The sequence below is a fragment of the Roseovarius sp. B08 genome (genome assembly GCF_051417955.1).
Taxonomy (GTDB): domain Bacteria; phylum Pseudomonadota; class Alphaproteobacteria; order Rhodobacterales; family Rhodobacteraceae; genus Roseovarius.
In genome coordinates, this window is the sequence record NZ_JBPRLW010000001.1 from 500,763 (window position 1) to 519,103 (window position 18,341).

Annotated in this window: 16 protein-coding genes and 3 pseudogenes; 13 read left to right on the top strand and 6 right to left on the bottom strand. The window is 61.7% G+C overall.

All coding sequences use genetic code 11. The features are described from left to right. Positions 1-11 precede the first annotated feature (11 nt). Both ACSQ76_RS02510 and ACSQ76_RS02515 read right to left on the bottom strand, forming a co-directional pair. Complete coding sequence (locus ACSQ76_RS02510) at positions 12-2,030, bottom strand: CocE/NonD family hydrolase (RefSeq protein ID WP_437155328.1); 2,019 nt, start codon at positions 2,028-2,030, stop codon at positions 12-14. A 10-nt stretch (positions 2,031-2,040) separates the two neighbouring features. After that, a complete protein-coding gene (locus ACSQ76_RS02515) occupies positions 2,041-3,333 on the bottom strand; it encodes an ATP-grasp domain-containing protein (protein WP_437155329.1) in 1,293 nt (430 codons plus the stop codon). A gap of 288 nt (positions 3,334-3,621) precedes the next feature. Here ACSQ76_RS02515 and ACSQ76_RS02520 point away from each other — a divergent pair, with 288 nt between their 5' ends. The 6 genes from ACSQ76_RS02520 (at position 3,622) to ACSQ76_RS02545 (ending at position 10,458) form a co-directional block, all read left to right on the top strand. After that, positions 3,622-5,040: a dihydrolipoyl dehydrogenase gene (locus tag ACSQ76_RS02520; protein ID WP_437155330.1), complete on the top strand. Its 1,419-nt coding sequence runs from the start codon at positions 3,622-3,624 to the stop codon at positions 5,038-5,040. A 169-nt stretch (positions 5,041-5,209) separates the two neighbouring features. Beyond that, complete coding sequence (locus tag ACSQ76_RS02525; RefSeq protein ID WP_437155331.1) at positions 5,210-5,671, top strand: DUF2231 domain-containing protein; 462 nt, start codon at positions 5,210-5,212, stop codon at positions 5,669-5,671. Beyond that, complete coding sequence (locus ACSQ76_RS02530) at positions 5,664-7,130, top strand: PQQ-dependent sugar dehydrogenase (RefSeq protein WP_437155332.1); 1,467 nt, start codon at positions 5,664-5,666, stop codon at positions 7,128-7,130. Before ACSQ76_RS02525 ends, ACSQ76_RS02530 begins: the two co-directional genes overlap by 8 nt. Positions 7,131-7,509: 379 nt before the next feature. Continuing rightward, entirely contained in the window at positions 7,510-9,573 is a 2,064-nt protein-coding gene (locus tag ACSQ76_RS02535) for a catalase (protein ID WP_437155333.1), read from the top strand. A gap of 435 nt (positions 9,574-10,008) precedes the next feature. Further along, positions 10,009-10,167, top strand: a complete 159-nt coding sequence (locus ACSQ76_RS02540) for a hypothetical protein (RefSeq protein ID WP_437155334.1) — start codon at positions 10,009-10,011, stop codon at positions 10,165-10,167. Between the two features lie 27 nt (positions 10,168-10,194). Beyond that, entirely contained in the window at positions 10,195-10,458 is a 264-nt protein-coding gene (locus tag ACSQ76_RS02545) for a CBS domain-containing protein (protein ID WP_437155335.1), read from the top strand. A gap of 188 nt (positions 10,459-10,646) precedes the next feature. Here ACSQ76_RS02545 and ACSQ76_RS02550 read toward each other — a convergent pair. Next, positions 10,647-10,748: pseudogene (locus ACSQ76_RS02550) on the bottom strand (transposase); the annotation flags it as partial. Positions 10,749-10,885: 137 nt separating this feature from the next. Beyond that, positions 10,886-11,155 carry a LysE family transporter gene (locus tag ACSQ76_RS02555; protein ID WP_437158148.1) on the bottom strand — a complete coding sequence of 90 codons (270 nt, stop codon included), beginning with the start codon at positions 11,153-11,155 and terminating at the stop codon, positions 10,886-10,888. 324 nt (positions 11,156-11,479) lie between these two features. Here ACSQ76_RS02555 and ACSQ76_RS02560 point away from each other — a divergent pair, with 324 nt between their 5' ends. The 3 genes from ACSQ76_RS02560 to ACSQ76_RS02570 all read left to right on the top strand — a co-directional run bounded on the left by ACSQ76_RS02560 (position 11,480) and on the right by ACSQ76_RS02570 (position 14,873). Then, positions 11,480-12,133, top strand: coding sequence for a hydrolase (locus tag ACSQ76_RS02560; RefSeq protein ID WP_437155336.1), 654 nt, complete (start codon positions 11,480-11,482; stop codon positions 12,131-12,133). Between the two features lie 345 nt (positions 12,134-12,478). Then, on the top strand, positions 12,479-13,243 hold the full coding sequence (locus ACSQ76_RS02565; RefSeq protein ID WP_437155337.1) for an alpha/beta fold hydrolase: 765 nt from the start codon (positions 12,479-12,481) through the stop codon (positions 13,241-13,243). 166 nt (positions 13,244-13,409) lie between these two features. Beyond that, positions 13,410-14,873, top strand: coding sequence for a catalase (locus ACSQ76_RS02570; protein WP_437155338.1), 1,464 nt, complete (start codon positions 13,410-13,412; stop codon positions 14,871-14,873). Between the two features lie 60 nt (positions 14,874-14,933). On the opposite strand, the gene ACSQ76_RS02575 is transcribed toward ACSQ76_RS02570, so the two are convergent. After that, positions 14,934-15,704 (bottom strand): amino acid ABC transporter ATP-binding protein, encoded by a 771-nt coding sequence (locus tag ACSQ76_RS02575; RefSeq protein WP_437155339.1) that lies wholly within the window; start codon positions 15,702-15,704, stop codon positions 14,934-14,936. Next, a pseudogene (locus tag ACSQ76_RS02580) lies at positions 15,701-16,014 on the bottom strand (ABC transporter permease subunit); the annotation flags it as partial. The gene ACSQ76_RS02575 and the pseudogene ACSQ76_RS02580, both read right to left, overlap by 4 nt. Before the next feature lie 85 nt (positions 16,015-16,099). On the opposite strand from ACSQ76_RS02580, the pseudogene ACSQ76_RS02585 reads away from it, so the two are divergent. The 4 genes and pseudogenes from ACSQ76_RS02585 to ACSQ76_RS02600 all read left to right on the top strand — a co-directional run. Beyond that, positions 16,100-16,219: pseudogene (locus ACSQ76_RS02585) on the top strand (amino acid ABC transporter permease); the annotation flags it as partial. An 85-nt stretch (positions 16,220-16,304) separates the two neighbouring features. Next, positions 16,305-16,655, top strand: coding sequence for a hypothetical protein (locus ACSQ76_RS02590; RefSeq protein WP_437155340.1), 351 nt, complete (start codon positions 16,305-16,307; stop codon positions 16,653-16,655). Continuing rightward, entirely contained in the window at positions 16,625-17,197 is a 573-nt protein-coding gene (locus ACSQ76_RS02595; protein ID WP_437155341.1) for an FkbM family methyltransferase, read from the top strand. Before ACSQ76_RS02590 ends, ACSQ76_RS02595 begins: the two co-directional genes overlap by 31 nt. A 644-nt stretch (positions 17,198-17,841) precedes the next feature. Continuing rightward, a complete protein-coding gene (locus ACSQ76_RS02600) occupies positions 17,842-18,300 on the top strand; it encodes a (2Fe-2S)-binding protein (RefSeq protein WP_306127784.1) in 459 nt (152 codons plus the stop codon). Positions 18,301-18,341 lie beyond the last annotated feature (41 nt).

The following is an 18,341-nucleotide window of genomic DNA, read 5'->3' on the forward strand; positions in this document are numbered from 1 at the left end:
CCGTCGAGACATCAGACCAGGTCGCGTGGAATGGTTTCATCCCAGTTCCGGGAAAAGATCCGTCGAGAGCCTTCCCAGGCGTCAAGCTGCGCGTGAATGTAGAAGTTCTGGGGATCGCAGCTCAACACGGTCCTCGTGGTGGTTGTGGTTTGCCAGTCGCCTCGGGCGAAGCTGCGCTCTGTCCTGGTGACGCCCTGAAGTGACGTATGGTCGGACTGGCGAAAACTGTAGCGTTCCTCTGTCCGTCGGCGAATTTGCATGTCGATTTCGGGGATGTGAATCACGCCCTCGTCGTTTATCACCTCCAGCGCGGCCTCGTCCTGAACCATCTCGCGCACGACTCGCCACGAATGTTCGGGCCTTGTCACTTGACCAACCTCCAGCCCTACTGCGCCCTCCGGGGGGCCCAGATCCCTTAGAGGCGGGTCCTCCCGCCTGCGACGTTCGGGCAGCAGCAGGCGGCAGCCAGCCCCCCGCAGCGTGAGTTGAACCGGCTCGGGCGGGGCCCAGATCAGCGGGAAATAAGTCGAAGAGATCGAGAGACGCAGGCTGTGCCCCGCCGGAACCCGGGCGGCGAGCCCGTTCAGCTTGACCCGGACGCGGTAGAAACGTCCCGGCTCCAGTGGCTCAGGCTCTTCACTGCTGTCACGGTGCGTCAGGTTCAGCACGCCGTAGGAAATCCGCGTCGCCCTTCCGTCCGGCAGGACGTCTGACAACCGAACAGCCACCTGGGCAACTGGGCGGTCGGCCGCAACTTCAAGTTCGACCTCAGGCATACCCAACATCTCCAGATCGTGTTCGAGAGGGTCGGTATCGTAAACCAGGCAGCCGCCGTCTTCTTCGCGCTGATCATGCGGCAGGTCGGGCAAAGCTGCGTAGGAACACCATTTTCCCGCATAAAGGCCGACCGAGAGCGGGGAGGATAACGTTCCTGTTGGCGCCGGCGTTCCCCCGTCGCCTTCGTAGAGGCGTCGATAGCCCAGACGGAACTCGCGCGGCGCGACCCCGTCTGAGGGCCAGCGTGGTTCGCGCACCCAGCGACCCGGGCGTTCCTCGTAGGACGTGCTGGGCGGCACCGGGTCCTGCATCCAGACCCGCAACTCGGAGAACTCTTCCGCCCCGGTGTCCTTTCCCTTCAGCCAGTGATCGAACCACCGCAGGACTTCCTGAAGAAACCCGACCGCGGGACCCGGCACGCCCATGTGGGCATAGCGGTGTCCCCACGGACCGATGAGCGCCCGGCAAGGCACTTTCAGGTTCTCGATCAGACGAAAAATTGCGTTGGTATAGCCGTCGGTCCAGCCTCCGGCAGCCAGTACGGGACACTTGATGGCCTGGTAATCCTCGCAGACGGAATGTGCGGACCAATAGGCATCCCGCCGCTGATGCTCCAACCACTTCTTAATCCACAATCCACTGCCATCCAGCCGCTCCAGCCACATGTCGCGCCAGCGCTCGCCCACGAGCTCGGGATCTGGCGGCTGGCTGGTGTGGGCGAACATTACGGTTGCCTCGGACAATTGATCGCCTAACAGACAGCCCCCCATGTAGTGCATGTTGTCTTCGTACAGGTTGTCGGAGGCACAGCATGATACGATCGCCTTCAACGCCTCAGGCTGACGCGCTGCGATCTGAAGTCCGTTGAACCCACCCCAGGAAATGCCGAACATGCCGACATTGCGATCGCACCAAGGCTGCGCGGCGATCCAATCGATCACCGCAATCCCGTCGGCCAGTTCTTCCTCGGTGTACTCGTCCACCAGGACGCCGTCCGATTCGCCGCTGCCGAGCATGTCCACCCGCACGCAGGCATAGCCGTGGCCGGCAAGGTATGGGTGGTTGATCTGGTCGCGCGCTCGCGTAAGGTCACGCTTGCGGTAGGGCAGGTATTCCAGAATGGCCGGCACAGGCTTTTCGACCGCATCTTCCGGCATCCACAGGCGACCCGACAATCGTCGCCCGTCGGGAAGTTCGATCCATATATGTTCCTCGCTGCGGACGGGGGTGGCGAATTCCGTCACTTCCTTCATGGTGCCTCCGTTATTGGTCAGTGGTGAGACGCTCGCCGTCGCTGAATTCCATCGGAATTTTTGAAATCAGGTCGCGATATCGCTCGCGCAGTGCCTCGGCGCTGTCGGCCCCAAGCCAAGCATAGCCCACGTTGTAGCAATAGACCGGCTGGTTGGGCAGGTCGGCCAACCGGTCGCCCTCGCGTGCCTCGAACTCCAGCAATGCGCCAAATTCCTGCGACAACTTCTTGAGCTCGCGTTCGTTCGGCTCGCGTGTGATCTTGGCATCTTTGTGCTTGGTAATGTAAAACTTGGCTGCGGTTTCCGCCTCGCCCTTGTGGTCAGGCAGCGTCGGCTCATCTCCGAGCGCCACGCTGACCGCAATCTCGTGGTTCGACCGCCCGTCCACTATCCGGAACAGTTCACAGTGGCTCTGTGAGATGCGCGTGTTCACCTCGATCACCCAGAGCTTGTCGTTCTCCTGATCGTAGAGAAATTCCACATTGAAGCAGCCGTTGTCATAGCCGACCTGTTCCAGGATCCGCCGACCTATATCATTTGCGCGGGTCTCAAGTTCCGATGGCAGATCAGCGGGGTAACGCAGCCCTGCCACCTCCTTGGAATCCTCGCTCAACAACATGTCGAGCACGCCGTGAATGGAAACCTTGCCGTTACGGACATAGCCTTCGATTGCAAACTGGTCACCGCTCATGATGCTTTCGGCGATAGCATGGCTGCCTCCGACACCGCAAACTTCGGGCGGCAACACGGCACGATCAAGGCATTCATCGAAGATTTTGCCGAGTTCGCCAATGCCGTCACGCATTTGCTCCAACGCCTCGTCAAGCTCTAGGCGGGATTCGACCCGAAAGCCGAGTTGAGAGGCGAAACCCTTGATCGGCTTCAGCCAGATCGGGAAGTCGATTGACAGCTTTTCGGCGGCCTCGGGATCGAAAGGATCGACCGCCTCAAAGTCCGGGACGCATTCCGGTGCGGCCTTCCTCTGTTCGATCCGCGCCCAGAACTTGTGCTCGCAGCGCAGGACAGCTTCCAGCGACGGCGTCGGCAGACCGTATTCCGCGGCCAGCACCGGGGCGAGGCAGCTTGAAGGAAAATCCCAATGACAGACGATGGCGTCCGGTCTGTCGCTTTCGAGCAATTGCCGACGGGCCCGGGTCAGCAGTTCGTCGAAACCGGCCTTGTGGTCCATCACTTCCGGATGGGTAAGCAACGACTGGAAGCGGCAGAGATCCGCGTCTCGGATTGTCTCAAGCTCCGCACGCTGCCAATCCAGCAGGCCGAGGACATAAACGTTCTTCTTCATTGCGTCGCCTTTTCGAGAGTGAGACAGGGAAACATTCCTGCGAGACCGAAGTTCCCTGAAAAGGGAACCATCCGAGGGAACACGAAGGTCTTCTGTGCGTAGATCGGGTATAGTTGACGACCTTAAGTGAGACGTTCGCTGATCGAAATTGAGTGCTTACCAGCACAGAGAGATATGCTCGGCGGAGCGCGCGGCGGTCTGCGCCAGAACACCCGGTACGCTGGGGTTCCCGCTCAGGGGGCGGAATATCCCGCCTCGCGCGCAAGGGCCTGCAAAGAGGAGTCATAGATGGCAACGTACAACACTGATGTCGTGGTGATCGGAGCCGGCACGGCCGGGCTGGCTGCGGAGCGTCACGCGCGCGAGGAAGGCGCGACCACGCTGCTGATCGACCCGGACTTTGCGGGAACGACCTGCGCCACAACCGGCTGCATGCCCTCGAAGCTGTTGATCGCTGCCGCAGATGCCGCGCACGGTGCTCGACAAGCCGAAGACTTCGGGATCACGACGGAGCCCAAGATCGACGGGCGGGTGGCGCTGCGAAGGGTGCGCAGGCTGCGCGACGGTTTCGCCCGTAGCGTCCGCGAATCCATGGCCGACTTGCCGGAGGGAACTTGCCTTAGAGGCCGCGCACGCTTCGAGGCGCCGGGTTTGCTGAAGGTCGATACCGGCCACCGGATCGAAGCGCGGGCGGTGGTCATCGCCACCGGGGCGTTTCCGGCGGTGCCTGATTCCTACGAGGTCGTGAAGGATTGCGTCCTGACCAACGAGACGGTGTTTGAACTCGGGGAGTTGCCGGAGAGCCTGGGGGTGATCGGGGCAGGACCGCTCGGACTGGAATTGGCGCAGGCCATGAGCCGACTAGGGGTGCGGGTGGAGATGTTCGACGCTGGGGACCGGCTGGCCGGGCTGCCGAAAGAGATCAGCGATACGCTTCTCAGGATCCTCACCGAGGCTTTTCCGATCCATTTGAAGTGCAAGCCGGAGCCGTCACCGGCTTCCGATGGGGTCAGACTGACGTGGGATGATGGCGAGAAGGAGTTCAGCAAGTTGCTGGTCGCTGCCGGGCGGCCGCCAGCGCTTTCCGGCCTCAATCTGTGCAAGGCGGGTCTCGAACTGGATCGGCACGGCACACCGTATTTTGACGCCGGCACCATGCAATGCGGTGATGCCCCGATTTTCATCGCTGGAGACGCCAATCACGACCGGCCCTTGCTACATGAAGCCTCCGACGAGGGCGCGGTCGCCGGATACAATGCTGCGGCTTGGCCTGACCTGCGCGGGACGGTCCGCAAGGTGCCGCTCCGCATCGCTTTCACGCGGCCGGAGGCAGCGGTGGTCGGCACGATCCCTGACGCCGAGGGCCATGTCTGTGGGGAGGTCGACTTCACCGATCAGGGCCGCGCCAAAGTGGAGGGACGGGCCCGCGGGCTGGTTCGACTCCACGCGCGCGCCGAGGACGGCCGACTGGTCGGCGCGGCGCTTTGTGCGCCAGGCGGAGAACATCTGGCGCATATGCTCGCCTGGGCGATCCAGTGCGAGATGACTGCTTCTGACATGTTGAACTTGCCGTTCTACCATCCGGTCCTGGAGGAGGGTTTGCAGACCGCCCTGCGCAGCATCTGTCGACAAGCGAACCTCACGCGGCCTTGGCAGCGGGACGACGCACAGCGACCAGGCTCAGACGGCGGTGCGCCGATTGTTTGAGTTTGGCCTGTCTGAACTGTGAACATTGAGCCGCATCAAGCGACATGAAGCAGTCCAAATGCCGAGGAGGTGTTTCATCTGCCTCTGCGCGGAGGTTTCGCAAGTCGGACGTGCAGGAACCAACTTTCTTTTCAACAGTTAGGCTTTGAGTTTCATGGAAAGGACGCAGATGAGACAGCCGGGAAAAACCGCAAGGCCAAATTTATCGACAACGGTTGAGAAGCACGCACTTGCCCACGCGCTGGTGCCGATTCCCATGGTATGTTTCGGTCTCGTTCTGGTGACGGATATCCTTTACTGGCAAACCGTCAACCTGATGTGGAGCCATTTCTCTTCGTGGCTGCTGCTTGCCGGTCTGCTAAGCGCCGCGCTGGCGGTCATCGCCGGCGCAGTGGATCTGCTGACCGGGAGAGCGACGCTGAAGCGACAGAGCACCTTGGTTCACGTACTGGGCAGCCTTGCGGTGATCGTGTTGGCTATCTTCAACGCGCTTGTCCATGCGCGTGACGGCTGGACGGCCGTGGTCCCATCCGGCCTCATCCTGTCCGGCGTCATCGTCTGCGTCATGATCGCCACCCTCTGGTTGGGCCAACTTTATCGTCACCGCATCGGAGGCTACGTTAATGGCTGATCTACGCTCCACCTTCTGCTTCGCCTGTGCAGGAGTTCTGTTAGCGCTTCCTGCCGGGGCGCAGGATGATTTCGATATCACCAGTCAGATCGGCCCCGATCCCGTATTGCCCGAACCGCACCAGCCATTGTTTGCCGATATGAAGATCGCCGAGGTCATCGGATGGCAGGGTGATCAGACACCCGTCGTGCCCGACAGCCTGACGGTGACAGCCTACGCCACCGATCTGGTGAATCCCAGGACCGTTCATACTCTGCCCAATGGTGACGTGCTTGTAGTCCAGTCGCGCGCGCCGGGCGGCAAGCCGGTGGAGCGCCCCAAGGACCTGATCCGTGGCTGGGTCATGTCTCTGGCGGAGGGCTCTGGCGGACCGGAGCGAGACAGCAATCTGATCACGCTCCTGCGCGATACCGACAGGGACGGAACGGTTGACGAGCGCCACGACATTCTGACCGACCTGAACTCGCCCTTCGGCGTCGCCTGGGCGGACGATACGCTTTATGTCGCTGCCGCCGACGCGGTCTTGGCCTATAGCTACGAGCTTGGGCAGACGGAACTTACCGGCGAGCCGGACGTGCTGACCGACCTGCCCGGCGGACCGATCAATCATCATTGGACAAAGGACTTGGCTTTGAGCCCGGACGGAGAGTACCTTTATGCTTCCGTCGGCTCGAATTCCAACGCGGCGGAGCGCGGAATGGAGGCCGAAAAGGGCCGCGCTGCGATCTGGCAGATCGACCGCGAAACCGGTGCGCGACGGCTTTTCGCAACCGGACTGAGAAATCCTAACGGACTGACATTTCATCCCGAGACAGGTGTGCTCTGGACCGTGGTCAACGAACGCGACGAGTTGGGCCCGAACCTCGTGCCGGATTACCTGACCTCGGTTGAAGATGGCGGGTTCTATGGCTGGCCATGGAGCTATTTCGGGGATCACGTCGATACGCGCGTTCGCCCTCAGCGCCCGGACAAGGTAGAAACCGCGATTGTGCCAGATTACGCTCTTTCGAGCCACGTCGCCGCGCTCGGGCTTACGTTCACCAATGCCGCCGCCATGCCGGAACCCTATGCAAACGGGGCCTTCGTCGGACTGCACGGTAGTTGGAATCGCAGTTCTCTTAATGGGTACAAAGTGATGTTCATCCCGTTCGAGAATGGAGAACCTGCAGGCATGGCAGAGGACGTAGTGACTGGGTTTCTGGACGGCGATCAGGCCCGCGGCCGGCCGGTTGGCGTGACCATCGATGGCACAGGCGCATTGCTGGTGGCCGACGATGCGGGCAACACGGTCTGGCGGGTGGCGGCCGCCGATGGGTCGCAGACGGATACGCCAGTTGGGTCGGATGGCGGAAGAATGGATGCCGGTGAAGATCCAGCCATGTCGGTGCTGCCTGAAGACCCGGCTACGGATGAATCGCCTGGAGCAGACGGCGATGAAGCCGGCACGGGCACAGAATAGACCGGTCGCGTCCCGACATTCACTCTGCAATCATGTGCCTTGAGTTGCCTGCAATCCGGACCTCGAGAGGGGTGCGTAATGTTCCCCGCCGCCAAAGAGAATTGGCGGCTTCCGGAATGTCGCCCGCCGGGGCAGCGTCGTTTGTCGGTGTCGGCTAATTTTGCTGGAACACAATCGACGGTCGTCGGTTCTAGTTTTGCGTCGGCGTTGTCCGGCGACGCGATAGCCCGAGAGACATCCGGAGGCTCCGGTTGGAGTCTCGGCCCCTCGTCCGGGTACGCCGGAGTTTTCGCCTCGTGGACGTTGGCAGATTGCTTGAAAGCTGCTGATAGCGCCGTCCTCGAGGCGCTGTCAGGCTGAACCAGAGAAAGGCACACGAATGACGACCGACAACAAGACCCCCACCACAGCCGGCAAAGGTGGCGAGACCCACCAGCAAACCGGGGACGGTCACGAGACGATGACGACGCAGGTCGGCACCCCCGTGTCGGACGATCAGAACTCTCTCAAGATCGCACCGCGCGGCCCGCATCTTATCGAGGATCAAGTGTTCCGCGAGAAGTTGTTTCACTTCGATCACGAGCGTATTCCCGAGCGGGTGGTACACGCTCGTGGTTACGGCGCGCACGGCATCTTCCAGTTGAAGGAAGACCTCTCTGACATCACCAGCGCAAGAGTGTTGACCGAGGTGGGCGAGAAAACCGAGGTTTTCGTGCGGTTTTCCACCGTGGCCGGCAACAAGGGCTCGCCGGACCTCGCGCGCGACGTGCGCGGCTTTGCCACCAAGTTCTATACCAAGGAGGGCAACTGGGACCTCGTGGGCAACAACATCCCGGTGTTCTTCATTCAGGACGCGATGAAGTTCCCCGACCTGATTCACGCCGCAAAGCAGGAACCCGACCGGGCCTTCCCGCAGGCGCAGACGGCGCATGACAATTTTTGGGATTTCATCTCGCTGATGCCGGAATCCATCAACATGGCCCTATGGATAATGTCCGACCGGACGATCCCGCGTTCCTTCCGCTTCATGGAAGGCTTCGGGGTGCACACCTTCCGGCTGGTGAATGCCGAAGGTCAGTCCACCTTCGTCAAGTTCCACTGGAAGCCCCGACAGGGCTTGCAATCCGTGCTCTGGGATGAGGCTGTCAAGGTCAACGGCGCCGATCCGGATTTTCACCGCCGCGACCTGTGGGATGCGATCAACGCGGGCGATTACCCGCAATGGGATCTCGGCCTGCAGATCTTCGACGACGACTTCGCCGAGAAGTTCGATTTCGACGTGCTGGATGCCACCAAGATCATCCCCGAAGAACAGGTTCCCGTCCGCAAGGTCGGCACGATGACGCTGAACCGGATGCCCGGGAACTTTTTCATGGATACCGAGCAGGTGGCCTTTCAGACCGGCAACATCGTGCCCGGGATCGACCACTCCAACGACCCCCTGCTCCAGGGGCGCAATTTCAGCTACCTCGACACCCAACTCAAGCGGCTGGGCAGCCCCAACTTCAACCATATTCCGGTGAACGCGCCAAAATGTCCCTTCGCCCATCTCCAGCAGGACGGGCACATGGCGATGCACAACCCACGGGGCCGGGCGAATTACGAACCGAACAGCCACGGCGAGGGCCCGCGCGAGGACCCAGAGCGCGGCTTCCGCTCATATCCAGCGGATGAGGCCGGGCCCAAGGAGCGGGTGCGCTCGGAAACCTTTGCCGACCACTACAGTCAGGCGCGCCAGTTTTATCGCAGCCAGACCGACGTGGAAAAGGATCACATCGCCGACGCATTCACTTTCGAGTTGTCCAAGGTCGAGCGACTGGCGATCCGCCAACGCATGGTCTCTCATCTGTGCAACGTCGACGAGGACCTAGCCGAGACGGTGGCCGAAGGCCTGGGGCTGGAAGAAATGCCGGAGGCGGCCAAGCCCGCCCGCCCGGTGATCGAGACCGAGCCTTCCTCCGCGCTCAGCATCCTGAAGAACGCGCCCGACAGCTTTGCCGGCCGCAAGCTGGGCGTGCTGCTGACCGACGGGATTGATGCGGACCTCTTCGGCGCTTTGAAACAGGCCGCCGAGGACGCCGGAGCGATGGTCGAGGTCGTGGCGCAAAAGGTGGGCGGCGTGACCGCCGCGGATGGGCGCAGGATCGAGGCGGACCAGAAGCTCGATGGCGCACCCTCGGTCATCTACGACGCGGTCGCCGTTCTCGCGTCGGCCGACGGTGCCGAAAAGTTGGCCGGAATGCACGGGGCCAAGACCTTTCTGGCCGACGCGCGAGCCCATATGAAGTTCATTGCGCTGACGGACGCCGCGAAAGATCGGTTCTGGCCGGCCGCGGTTGCGGCAGAACCCGACGAGGGTGTTCATGTGCTCGACACGACCGATGCCGCGGAAAGCTTCCTCAAGGCATGTGGCAAACTGCGATACTGGCAGCGCGAAGCCTAACGCGGCACGCTCCCTAGGGCGGCGCCGCGGCTTTGCGGCTTAGGCACGTGACGATACTGCTAAACGAGGTTTAACGGGTTACGCCGCGACCCGAGTCGGTTGCAGGACAATCCGCGTCCAAGGCGCATGGGGCGGGATAGGTTTCCCGTTGGCTATCCGCGGCGCAATTGAAAACTAAAGGTCACAAACCGAAGCGACACAAAAAGGGGGAGACATGACATATCCAGGCATCTTTGCGGAGTCCGACCCGCAAGAGATCCCTGCGGATCCCGAACCGAACAGGCCGCCGCCTTCTCCTCCGGCGGGAGTATTGTCAAGTTATAAAGTCATTTTATATCAGCTGCTTACGAAAAAAGTGTTAAGAGTGTCCCTTTTTCTGTCCACGTTATGCTCTGCAGACAAGCACCCTAGGTGCATATCCATTTCGGCAGTTCTATGACCCGCGCAAACACGGGACTGGCGACCGAACGGTTGGGGCTGTCCGAGGAAGAGCTGACAAACATCCTGGAGCGCTATAGCCAATCCTTTAACCTTGGTGTCGAGGACCTGGCCCGCCTGATCGGAGCAGCGGAGATGCAGGCCGTGGCGCATTAATCCGTTCCGGTGACGGCACAGGGCATCGTGTCCCGCGACATTGTCACGAGCCGCCCCAAAACGCCCCTGAGCAAGGCCGCAGACCTGTTTCGGCGACATCGTTTCACATCCCTTCCTGTCGTCGGGCAGAATGCAAAGTTCTTGGTGGGTCATATTCAAGATCCAGCTGATCAGCCAGTTAAGAGAGGATGCATTGCGCCTAAAGCGTTTCGCCTTTATTCTGAGGCAACAGATAAAGGCGAAATGCGTACAACATCTGAGCGTTTCACTGCGTTTCGCGAAAATCTGTGACTCAGGTTTTTCGCAAAACGCTTTAGATCGAAGATACGGTGCCACCTTGCGACGACGGCTGGAGCGAAACAGGGAGGCTCCGACCACGGCCGGGGACATCATGGGTGTTGCTGGTCCCCGCGCCATGATCCAATGCGCCCATCGGAGCGTTGCTGCCGATGATGGTCCGTCTCGGGTTTCGGAACCGGCTCCGCTAACAGCTTGAGCCATTTGTACAGCGAATGCATGCTCACGCCCAAGCGTCGGGAAACCTTCCGCACCGGATACCCGTGCACCGTGATCTGATGCACCGCATCCTACTTGAACTCGTCGCTATTATTGCTCGTCCCAATGTTGGCCTGCTCGCCTCAAGGTTAGGGGGCAAAGTATCCACAAATGTAGGGGCACCTAAGTGATGGGAAGAAGCTTTACGTATAGGCGCGCGGCGTCACGCGGCGGTAAGGGCAGACCAGACCATCAGCGCCCCGAAGGCCAGAAATATGACGCCGGTCAACATGCGCCCACGCCGCGCGTGTTGCGGCTTGCGAAGCAGCCGGGCGAAGTGTCTGGCTCCGATTGCATAGCCACCGAGAATGATGAATTTGACGAGTACGAAGGTCGAAACCAGAAGGGCGAGGATCACCGGCCCACTATCTGCCGGCAGGAACTGCGGAAATAACGCGGCGAAGAACAGAACGGCTTTCGGGTGCCGCGCCAGCTTACCAAAGGCTTCAGTTGCAAGCGGTGCGGAACTTGCTGGGGTTTAACCACACTTGCGGTTCAATCTGAGAACCCCGAGAAGTCAGCCCGATGGGGCTTCCCCTCTTGCGCAGGCGTGGTGCCTGCCTCTGCTTTGACAGCAAGACGGGGCTGAGAGCCTTGGTTGCCGCAGCCGCCGGAGGATCTGGCAGGTACGGACTCGAATGCCGACATGACCGCAGGAATGGCAACCTCTCGGCAGATCCAGCGACGCGGGGTCCGCTTTCATTGGCTACGTTCAGGCTTCAGAGCCCCGCTCGCCCTCAGAAGAAAGGATATGACCATGACCTTCCGCAACGGCCTCGACTCGCTTCTTCGTCCCGAAGATTCGGTTCTCGTTCTGATCGACCATCAGCCCTACCAACTCGCCAACCTCAACAGCCACGATCCGCACATGGTCGTGAACAATACGACCGCCCTGGCCAAGGCGGCCAAGGTGTTCGGCGTGCCCACGATCCTGACCAGCGTGATCGCCGCCCGCGGCGGCGACATCTTTCCGCATGTCACCGAAGTCTTTCCCGACCAGGACGTCATCGATCGCACGACGATCAATACCTGGGAGGATCCCAAGGTCGTGGATGCCGTCAAAGCGACCGGCCGAAAGCAGTTGATCATAGCAGGTCTCTGGACAGAGATCTGCGTGGCGATGCCCGCGCTGCAGGCCGCCGGTGAAGGCTGGGACGTGACGGTGATCACCGACGCGTCCGGTGGCACCTCGGTCGAGGCGCACGAGGTCGCGATCCAGCGCATGACCGCGGGCGGCATCAACATGATGACCTGGCTGGCGCTTGCGTCGGAATGGCAGCGCGACTGGGCGCGGGCCGAGACGGCGACCGCGCTCAACGATGCCCTCAGGGATCACCTCGGCGGCAGCGCCATCGCCTATCTGTGGGAGCAGCAGTTGCTCAACACGCCGGTACCGGGGGTCGCGGCCTGACACGGGCGGGTATGGCGCGGCCGGTTCGCAAGCGGATCGACCCGCGCCACCCCCTTCTCCAAGCCGGCATCAAGGCGCGTTGCCACACCGGTAGGACATAAGCGACCACGGCGGCCGGCCAACCCACCCGCAAGAATGGTGCCATTGCAGCAAGGTCTGCGACGCACCTTTGCCGGTGCCGGCTATCCTGCTCCTGCGGCCCGGCCCGGTTCGGTCGGATCATGCCCTGACTCGATCGCGTATGTCGCTGACGAATGAATGAACATTATGCCCCGCAGCCACCGCCGGCCCTGACCACGCGGCCCCCTGCGTGAACATCAAATAAACAGATAATGGACCCCGATCATGGACACTTTACAAACGCTTCTGATTTCCGGCGCCGTGGCGATTGGCGCTGCAGCCGGGCAGCCAGGCGTGGCGCGCGCCGATGTGACCAAGATCGTTCTGGTGCATGGCGCCAATGTCGACGGCAGCACCTGGCGCGATGTGTATGACAATCTCACCGCAGACGATTACAAGGTCACGGTGGCGCAGATGCCGCTGACCTCCACCGAAGACGATATTGCCGCCGTCCAGCGCATCGTCGACATCCAGGACGGTCCGATGTTGCTGGTCGGGCATTCCTATGGAGGCGTGGTGATCAGCGAAATTGGCGTTGATCCTGACGTGAGCGGCCTCGTCTACGTTGCGGCGTTCCTGCCCGATGCCGGTGAAAGCGGCGGCAGCCTGCTGGCCTCCATGCCAACCGAGTTCACGCCCGACAAGCTTACGGTCTTCGAAGATGGGCACTACCTGATCCATGAAGAGGCCTTCCTCTCGGTCGTCGGCAATGGGCTGTCCGAGGATGACGCCATCTACGTGGCCAGGTCGCAGGCCGCTTCCAACTCGGCGATCCTTGAATACCGGACAAGGTCGGCGGCGTGGACCGAAAAGCCGAGCTGGTCGATCATCGCGACCCTCGACCGGACCATCGCGCCCGATCTGCAGCGTCAGATGTCGCAGCGAGCCGGCTCGACTGTCGTCGATGTCGAGAACGGTCACATGTTGCCAATGACGAACCCTGCCGAAGTGGCGAATGTGATCCGACAGGCCGCCGAAGCGGTGGAATGAATCGGCTGACGAACGGCCGGCACGACATACCGGAGACAGCCGGCCTCTTAACGCGGTTGCCGATCTTCGAAATCTCGAAACGTAAGAGCAGCACCGGCGCAGGATTCGGAACGCGGCGCGCGTAACAAGCCGGCGACCAGCCTCGCCGGACCCAACAGGATTGACCATGACCACCAAAGAAACACTGCCGCCCCGCCTGACGACCACCGCAGGCGCGCCCGTCGCGGACAACCAGAACAGCCTCACCGCCGGTCTTCGCGGCCCGGTTCTGATGCAGGACTGGCAACTGATCGAGAAACTGGCCCACCAGAACCGCGAGCGAATCCCCGAACGCGTTGTCCATGCCAAGGGGTGGGGCGCGCATGGCGTGTTGCGGATCACCGGCGACATATCGCACCTGACCTGCGCAGCCGCGCTTCAACCCGGTGCCGAGACGCCGATGATCGCGCGCTTCTCGACCGTGGCCGGCGAAATGGGAGCCGCGGATCATGAGCGTGACGTGCGTGGCTTCGCACTCAAGTTCTATACGCAGGAGGGCAACTGGGACCTGGTCGGCAACAACACCCCGGTCTTCTTCGTCCGCGATCCGATGAAGTTCCCGGACTTCATCCATACGCAAAAGCGCCACCCGCGCACCAATCTGCGATCGACCACCGCGATGTGGGATTTCTGGTCTCTCACTCCCGAAAGCCTCCATCAGGTCACGATGCTCTTCTCCGACCGTGGCCTGCCCGTCAGCCCGGTTCACATGAACGGCTATGGCAGCCATGCCTACAGCCTCTGGACAAGCGGCGGCGCACGGGTCTGGGTCAAGTTCCACTTCAAGACCCGACAAGGGCATCGCCACTATACCAACGCCGAAGCGCGGGAAGTCGTGGGGCGCACCCGCGAAGGCTATCAGGAGGCTCTCTTCGGCGCGATCGAGGCAGGGGAGTTTCCGCAATGGACCGTGCAGGTGCAGATCATGACGCAACCCCAGGCAGAGGCGTTCCCGTTCAACCCGTTCGACCTGACGAAGGTCTGGCCCCATGCGGAATTTCCCCCGATCGAGATCGGCGTGCTCGAGCTGAACCGAAACCCCGACAATTACTTTACCGAGATCGAACAGCTTGCCTTCAGCCCCTCGAACGTGGTGCGCGGCATCGGCCATTCGCCGGACAGGATGCTGCAAGGCAGGATATTTTCCTATGCGGATGCCCATCGTTATCGGCTTGGCACCCACTACGAAGCCCTGCCGGTCAACCGTCCGCGCTGCCCGGTGCATCATTACCACAAGGACGGCGCGATGCGCTTCTTCGAGAACGCAACCAATCCGGATGCCTATTACGAACCGAACAGCTTTGACGGCCCTCGGCAGGATCCGTCATTCGCCGAGCCCTTACTCGATCTGCAGGGTCCCGTCGGCCGGTTCGACCATCGCGACAGCATCGATGATTTCACTCAGCCGCGCGCGCTGTTCCTGCTCTTCGACCAGGCGCAGAAGGCCCGGCTCTTCGACAACATCGCCGAGTCGATGCGCGGCGTTCCGGCAGACATAGCCGAACGGCAGATCGGGCTGTTCCAGCAGGTCCATCCCGAGTTCGGCGCGGGCGTCTGCGCGGCCCTGGATGAACTGGACCCGCAATTCTGATCGAACGTCCCTGCGGGCTGCGTTCTGTCGGAAAGCCGCCTTCGGCACCGGCGCCTCGGCCTACCGGGCTGTCAACGGGCGCTCAACCCCTGTCCGGGCCAGAAACCGCCGGAGCCGCGCATCCTGTGGGGCATCGAAGATCTGTGCCGGTGTGCCGTGCTCCACGATCCTGCCGCTGTGCATAAACAGGACACGGTCGGCGATCTCGCGGGCAAACTGCATCTCGTGGGTCACGATCAGGAGTGTCTGTTTCTGCGCCGCCACCCGGCGCATCAGGTCGAGCACCTCGCCCACCCACTCCGGGTCCAGCGCCGAGGTGGGTTCGTCGAACAGCAGCACTCCCGCACCCAGAGCCATGGCGCGGCCGATACCGACCCGTTGCTGCTGCCCGCCGGAAAGCGCCGCCGGATAACTGTCGGCCTTGTCCGAAAGGCCGGTCTCGGCAAGCACGTCCCGGGCGCGGGCAACGGCATCGGCCCTCGGCAGGCGCTGAACTGTCACCAGCGCCTCCATGATGTTCTCGAGCGCGGTCTTGTTGGCGAAAAGCGCGTAGTTCTGGAACACGAACCCGGTGCGCCGCCGCAGCCCGAGGATGTCGGACTTGCGCGCACGGGCGGCATCCACGGTCAGGTCGCCAATGGAAATCTGCCCCGCATCCGGCTGGTCAAGATAGTTGAGACAGCGCAGCAGCGTCGACTTCCCGGTGCCCGAGGGCCCGATGATGACCACCCGTTCACCCGGAGAAACGTCGAGGTCGATGCCGTCCAGCACCGCCGCCCCGCCGAAGGTCTTGGTCAACCCCCTGACTGTCACGCCGGTCGTCGAACTCATCGGGCGTACGCCTTGTTCAGCCGGGTTTCCAGGGCTTTCTGCCCCTGGTTCAGCGCCTCGACCATGACCCAGTAGATCACCGCCACCACGAGAAAAGCTTCGAAGTAGAGGAAGCTGCCGGCGGCTTCCTTCTGCGCGGCGCCCATCATCTCGGTCACGCCGAGGGTAAAGGCCAGAGAGGTCCCCTTGAGCATGTCGATGAAGTAGTTGACCAGCGTCGGCGCCGCCACACGCGCGGCCTGCGGCAGGACGATGCGCTGCATCAGCTGTCGCTGGGTCATACCGACGGATGGGCCGCCTCCCACTTCGCAACGCTGCGCGCGGACGGCACGCTGACCAACATTTCGGAGAAGTGGTTCGGAACCGACGTTACCTCGCCTGCGGCGGAGTAATTCATGCAGGGGCTCGACATCGGGTACATGCTCGGGCTGGTGCCGGTCATCTTGGGTTATGTACCGCTGACGCTGGCGATGGCGTCTGCGGCCATGGTCTGTGCGCTGGTGCTTGTCGCGGTCGAGGTGGAATCAAGCCGTGGTGAAACGGCGCGAACAGGGGCTTATGAGGACGATCCTCGCACAGCGCGGTCATGACTGGAAGCCAATGCAGGACACATGTGAACTGACCTTCTCCAGCCCCGGCGCGCGGCTGCAATACTCGCTGCTGATGGCGTTGTTCCGGTTGGCAGTGTCACGCGGTCTCTACGGGCGTTTCGCCCGGGGTCTCGGACGGATTTTCAACCGCGACAACCAGGTTTTTCTGCGCATCGACGGAGCGCCGCCCTTCGGAATCTCGCTGGACGACGGTTACTGGACCAGGTTCGCGCTTTGGCACGAAGAGTACGAACCGGAAGTCGCGGCCGGGCCGCGTCCGGGCAGGCGAAAGTCTTCTGCGATTGCGGCGCCAACAAGGGCTATTGGACGGTGCGCGCCGCCGCGCTGTTCGATCGGGTGATCGCGGCGGAGGCTGCGCAAGCGACCTTTGCCGCGCTTGAGGCGAATGCGGGGCGCTTGCCGAACGTCGCCTTGCACCAGGTGGCCATCCACTCGGTCTCCGGCAAGCACCTGACCTTCGTGAATGTCGCGAACAGCCACGCCTCGGCACGGCTTTTGAGCGATGGGAAACCCGGCCCGGGCGACAAGACGGAAACCGTGGTGACCCGCCGCATCGACGATCTCGTGCCCAAAGGCGTTCCGGCCCTTATCAAACTCGACGTGGAAGGAGCCGAGGTCGAGGCCCTCGGAGGGGCCTCACGCGCGCTGCGAGACGGGGGCGTCATCATTTACGAGGACCACGGCAGCGACCCGGCCTGCGCCCCCAGCAGCCATCTTCTGAGTACCCCGGATACCTGTCTCTTCTTTTGCAACGACGGCTTCAGTCAGGTAACATCGATTGACCAGGTGCGCGCACTCAAGACTGATCCTTACAAGGGGTACAACCTTCTGGCCGCTCACAACGACTCTGCCCTCTTGGCCAGGATCTTGGAACGGTTGTGAGCGGTTGCCATCAATGGGTGGGGGCCGGGACGTAGACGGTTTTCCACTACGAGAGGGCAGCCCGGCGCCACGTTTCCAACAGGCGAAAACATGGTATGAAGCTAAACGCTTATTCCAAGAACGTTACCGGCATTGCTAAGTTGATATGTGCTTTGCGCCAAGGTTAGTTCGTCGTCATGAACATACCAGCCTCAATGCTCGCCTACAGGGCTTCCGCTTCCCCGTGAAATCATCGCTGACGCCGGGTGGCCGTACCATCGGTTTGCTTTGAGCACGGCTGATATCGAAGGTCGATTGGCCGAACACCGCAATATCGGCGCTTGGGCAGCAAGTCCTGCGCCGCAGGCCTCGAGCGCTCCAGCTAGGGTGAGGGAACTTAGCCAGCTGCCTCGGTAACACTCTGAAGCTTTTGAACATACAGTCAATTACAGGCGGAACTCAGAACGGAAGGAAGATGCCATGACAATCGGCAACGAAAACTCCATCCTCAGCGTCGGCTGCCGAACCATACTCCGCAGCGCCGTCGCGATTGACGCGACGACGTCCCTAGCCTCACCAGCGATTGCAGGCAGCCGTGGATGCGACGTAGTCGCCGTGGGTGGCGGCCCGGCAACGACACGCATCCTGAAAGCGAGGAAAGCATAATGATCACCCTTACCGTGAACGGAACGGAGCACAGTTTCGATGGCGACCGCGAAATGCCATTGCTGTGGTATCTGCGCGACGAATTGGGACTGACCGGTACCAAGTTCGGCTGCGGCATGGCCCAATGCGGCGCCTGCACGATCCATCTGGACGGCTATGCGACCTTCGCCTGCATCACCCCCATCTCGATGGCCGAAGGTTCCGACGTGAGCACCATCGAGGGTCTGACCGAGAACGGCGATCATCCGGTGCAGGTGGCCTGGCGCGATCTGAACGTGTCGCAATGCGGATACTGCCAAGCCGGGCAGATCATGCAGGCGGCGGCACTGGTCGATTCCACGCCCGAGCCGACTGACGAAGACATTGACGCGGTGATGAGCGCGAACCTCTGCCGCTGCGGCACTTATCCGCGCATACGGGCCGCGATCAAGCAGGCCGCACAGGCGAGGACAAAATGATGCAAATGACCTGCCACGGGATTTTTCCTCCATTTGGAATT